At 37.9% G+C, this 5104-nt stretch carries 3 protein-coding genes, 1 tRNA gene and 1 pseudogene; 3 read left to right on the top strand and 2 right to left on the bottom strand.

The features are described 5' to 3' along the window. On the top strand, positions 1-1246 hold a 1246-nt coding region (locus VJ937_RS04140; protein ID WP_324065629.1), incomplete at its 5' end, for a hypothetical protein. Between the two features lie 54 nt (positions 1247-1300). Further along, positions 1301-1374: transfer RNA gene (locus tag VJ937_RS04135), tRNA-Arg, on the top strand. 168 nt (positions 1375-1542) lie between these two features. Here VJ937_RS04135 and VJ937_RS04130 read toward each other — a convergent pair. After that, positions 1543-3222 (bottom strand): IS1182 family transposase, encoded by a 1680-nt coding sequence (locus tag VJ937_RS04130; RefSeq protein WP_324065628.1) that lies wholly within the window; start codon positions 3220-3222, stop codon positions 1543-1545. Between the two features lie 414 nt (positions 3223-3636). On the opposite strand from VJ937_RS04130, the pseudogene VJ937_RS15700 reads away from it, so the two are divergent. After that, positions 3637-3954, top strand: a pseudogene (locus VJ937_RS15700) (four helix bundle protein); the annotation flags it as partial. Positions 3955-4279: 325 nt separating this feature from the next. On the opposite strand, the gene VJ937_RS04125 reads toward VJ937_RS15700, so the two are convergent. Further along, positions 4280-5104, bottom strand: an 825-nt coding sequence (locus VJ937_RS04125) for a PAS domain-containing sensor histidine kinase (protein WP_324065627.1), incomplete at its 5' end; no start/stop codon positions are given.

The raw sequence follows: 5104 nt of genomic DNA, 5'->3' as shown, positions 1-5104 counted from the left end.
GAATTTGAATCGCGATTTCGTAAAGGCCGATGCTCCTGCTATGCAGGCATGGTTGCAACTTTTCGATAAATGGCAGCCCGATTTCTTTATCGATTGCCATACCACCGATGGGGCTGATTACCAGTATGTAATTACTTACATGCTTGAGATTTATGGCAATATGGATCCTGGCCTAACACAGTGGCAGGAAAATGAATATTTACCTTATGTAAGAGATCGTATGTTTGAAGCAGGGTATCCCATATTTCCATATGTATCATTCAGAAGTTGGCACGATCCACGTAGTGGACTGATTACAAGGCCTGGGCGTCCTATGCTTTCGCAAGGCTACACTGCGCTCAGAAATCGTCCGGGACTACTTATTGAAACACACATGTTGAAACCATATAAGGAGCGTGTGCTGGCTACACGCGAGATGATTGAACTTACTTTGGAGCGATTGAATAAAAAAGGCAGTCAGTTGCAACAATTGATTGCCAGGGCCGATAAGGTTGTTCAGCAAAGCGACTTCAGGGAACGAACATTTGCGGTTGCTTATCGCAATACCGATCAGCACGATACCGTGAGTTTCCTGGGCGTTGAGTATGACGTGGTTAAAAGCGATTTAACAGGTGGTGATTGGTTTCAATATCATAAAGGCGAAAATAAAACGTTTACTTTACCATGGTATCGTTACCCTGAGCCGGCTGCAGAGGTAATGCTGCCTGAAGCTTATGTGATTCCGGTGCAATGGAAAACTGTGATTGAAAGATTGGAATTACATGGTATTAAGATGATAAGAATTGAGCACGACACTGTATTGCCTACGCATACTTACTATTTTACAGATGTAAAATGGCGTAACCGTCCTTATGAAGGGCGGATGGGCATTTCAGATTTCGAATTACAAAGCAGAAAAGATACCACACCTTTTCCTTCTGGTTCTGTAATTGTGCCAATGGATCAACCCGGAGCAAGGCTCATAGCCTGGATGCTGGAGCCTGAAAGTCCAGATTCATTTCTGCAATGGGGATTTTTCAATGCCATTTTTGAGCAAAAAGAATACGCAGAAACCTATGTGATGGAAGTCAAAGCGCGCAGGATGCTCGAAAATGACCCTGAACTCCGAGCTGATTTTGATGCTTTCCTTGCGGATAACCCCGGGGTAAAAAACAGTTCCTGGGCACAACTCAACTGGTTCTACAAGCGCACCAAATGGTGGGATGAAAAGAAGAATGTTTATCCGGTCAAACGTATTTTGAACTAAAGTAATTGCATTTTTTAAGTTTCAACGAAATTTACTAACTTTGCAGCCCTGAATGGCTCCGTAGTTCAGCTGAATAGAACGTCAGATTCCGGTTCTGAAGGTCGTGGGTTTGAATCCCGCCGGAGTCACGATAAGGTCTTTGTTAATAGCAAAGACCTTTCTTTTTTTGTACACATTGACAGAACAGTTAGCCCGACAGGCGGGATCACGAGCTGCTGGTGGGATTGGGTTTGCGGGAGACGAGCCTAATCCCGCCGGAGTCACGAAAAGAGGCTGTCTAAAAAGGCAGCCTTTTTTCATGCTGCAATTTTACGATAAATATTTACGATTTTTGTTGTATTGTATTTTTTTCGATTTTGGCTGAATCGAGCAAAAATTTTGGGCAATATTTGTTGAAAAAACGCAAAAAATTGTTGAAAACAGTTGTTTTTTAGGGAATTAGAGACAATTTTGGCTATTTTTTTTAAATTGTGAGAGATTGCAATTAGGCCAAATTCCAGATCTACACCACCTAACCCTCTGTATGTAAATCGATTGAACTTGTTGTTGAATTTAATTTGACCAAATACAGCTTCTGGTTCAATAGGTCGCATACTTCTATGATATAAACCTTCTTCGCTTAAGAGTCTATCTTTTGCCTCTTTTCTATATTTAATCATTTTATGATTTAGCTCTATCTTTCTGTTGCCAACACCTTTATGGCATTGAGAACGAAGAGGACAGCCTTCACAATTTTTTGCCTGGTAAAGACTTACTTGAGACATATATCCCAGATCTGATTTTCTTTGTCTGTTGCCTATAAAGTTCATGATTTGTCCCATCGGACATACCAAATAATCCTTTTCCACATTGTAAAATAGGTTTGAGGGATAAAAAGGGTTGTTCTTGAATTTTCGTTTCTGCTCTTTATGAAAGTAATTATACTTCACAAATGCCTCAATATCATATTGCTCAGCGTATTTGTAATTATGTTCGCTTCCATAGCCGGCATCTGCTACAAGTGTTCCGGGTAATTTACCATAATGCCTGTAAAATTGGCTCAGATGGGGGATTAAAGTGGCTGTATCTCCTGGCCGCTGATGGATAGAATAATTGGTGATTATCTGGTTTTCTGTACTAATCTGCACATTATAAGCAGGTTTGAGTTGACCGTTCATCATATGATCCTCCTTCATGCGCATAAAGGTTGCATCAACATCTGTTTTAGAATAACTATTTCGATCTTCTAATATATCAAGTTGTTTTTCATATTTTTTTAATCTGGGCAAATGTTTATCCTTGAGATCGGTAACTGCTTTTTGTTGCTGCTTAGAGAGTTGTGAGTACTTTTCATTTATCTTTTCAATTTTTTCTTCCAATACTTTTGAGTCAATACTTTTGAAGCCTGCATCTTCGCTTTGTGGTTCATTATCAACTTCGATATTATGTTCAATATCTTTTAAAATGGAATCAAGCTTATCTTCAAGTTTTTGCTTATATTTTTCTGTAGCTTTCTTCCAAACAAAGGTGTATTTATTCGAAGATGCTTCAATCTTGGTCCCGTCAACATATTGTCTGTCAAGGCTTACATAACCCATTTCTGACATTATTCTGACCAACTCTGCAAACAAATCCTGAATTCTGCCTTTTAATCTTTTACTTCTAAAATTGTTAATAGTACGGAAATCAGGGGTGCTATTGCCAGAAATCCACATGTAGTAGATATTTTCTTTTAACTGTCTGGCAATTTTGCGACAAGAATAGATGTTGTTTAAGTAACTGTAAAACAATATTTTAATCATTACCTTTGGGTGATAGGAACTTGTCCCGCCACCTTTATAGGATGAAAAAATATCGTCAATTCTTAAAGAGTCAACAATCTGATTTACAATGCGTACGGGGTGATTAGCCTCGATCTTGTCGCCTATGTTACTAGGAAACAGGACTGCCTGTTGGGAAGTAACCGTTTTAAATCGTATATTTGATTTTACGTTCATTTGACAACCTTAATTTACTAATAATTAAGGAGAACGCAAAATAAAAAAGGGCTGTCCAATACTTTTTGGACAGCCTCTTTAATTTTTTAGGGAAATTTATTGCCTGTCAGCACGGTAGGCGTGATCACGAGCGGCTGGTCGGCTTGGCTATGAGGGAGTTGATCTAATCCCGCCGGAGTCACAAATCAGTAATGAGTTTCGAGAGTGGGTATTGAGTTTCGAGAGTGGGTAATGAGTTTCGAGAGTGAGTGATGAGTATAGAGTGTGGGTAATGAGTATAGAGTGTGAGTTTTAATTAGTGCTTTATTAACTCTATACTCGAAATTCGCGTTCTTTACTCATTCCTCAGAAAAGATAAATACTTTATATTTGCAAAAAAACATAGTCATGTTTGATTTTTAAAAGCTTGAAGTATATCAGCAAGCCAAAGAATTTAATATTCGAATTACTAAGCTAATTGCCCAATATGGATTTGATAGAATAACAAATGATCAATTGAGAAGAGCTTCTTTCTCGATAATGTTAAACATTGCTGAAGGTTCCTCCCGTTTTACAAAGAAGGATAGAAGACATTTTATGGTTATTTCATGTGGAAGTGCATTTGAATGTTTAGCAATCATGGAATATCTTGTTGAAGCCAAACAAATATCAAAAGAATTGTACGATAAGGTATATGAAAGAATTGAAGAAATTTCAAAAATGCTATTTGGTTTAATTAAGAGCTTAAGTTAATATTTAGATACTCAGAACTCTAAACTCACACTCAATTCTGAGGCGTGATCACGAGCGGCCAGAAGGGTTGGCCAGGTGGGAGTTGAGCTAATCCCGCCGGAGTCACGAAACAGTAATGAGTTTAGAGAGTGGGTATTGAGTTTCGAGGCCCGAAAAACTTAGGTTTTCAATTTTAAATTGTTTTCCGTAGATGCTCGAAAAATTATAAAAATCAAACCTTCCAAATGCAGCCAGGGATTTTTTATTTTTCGGCAAGTGCGTATTGAGTAACATTCAATACGCCCCTTTTTACTTTATGGAGGTGTGATGCATTAAGCAGTTACCTTTAGCGGGCAAGGGGTAAGGTAAACCGGAATGTTGAACCTTTACCGGGTTTACTTGAAATTTTCAATTCTCCACCGTGTTTATTAATGAATGTTTGGACTAGTTTTAAGCCAAGGCCTGTTCCTTTTTCGTTATTAGTACCTTGGGTGGTATGAAATTCTGTATTTAAGAGAATTTTTTCAATATGTTTTTTCTTTATCCCTATGCCTGTGTCTTTAATACTGATCGCTAACCGGCCATTAATTTTTTCCAGTCCTATATGTATTGTCCCATCTTTTTTTGTGTATTTAATGGCATTCGTTAATAAATTGCGAAAAACCAGGCGAATCATATCAATATCGCCAGTTACTTTAAAGTCGTCTGAATCGTCCTTAAGTACCGATAAATTTTTATTTTTTGCCTCATGATTAAGTTGTAAGAGGGTTTCGTCTATAATTTCTTTAATACTGAAATCAATGATATTGGGCTTTATATCTTCCTTGTTGGAGTTGTGCCGAGCCCAGTATAATAGATTTTCAAGCAAAAAGAAGGTGTTTTTAGTCAAGTCTTTTTGTGATTCAAAAAAACGCGATAAAGCGTTTTCATCAAGTTTTTTCATTGAGGTGAGCTCGGCAATATTCATCATTGTCCCAATCGGACTACGCAAATCATGGGCAATTATAGAGAAAAGCTTATCTTTTGTGTTGTTAAGTTCACGCAAGCGTTCTTCAATTTGTTTTTGGTGTGTGATGTTAATATGGGTTCCAATGGCCCGGGAAGGATTTCCCTTATCGTCATATTCAATAACTTTTCCCCTGTCAATTACCCATATCCAATCAGAGGATTT

Source organism: Salinivirga sp. (genome assembly GCF_035268865.1).
Lineage (GTDB): Bacteria > Bacteroidota > Bacteroidia > Bacteroidales > Salinivirgaceae > Salinivirga.
The sequence above is the reverse complement of the archived record's forward strand: the minus strand, read 5'-3'. Positions and strand labels throughout refer to the sequence as shown.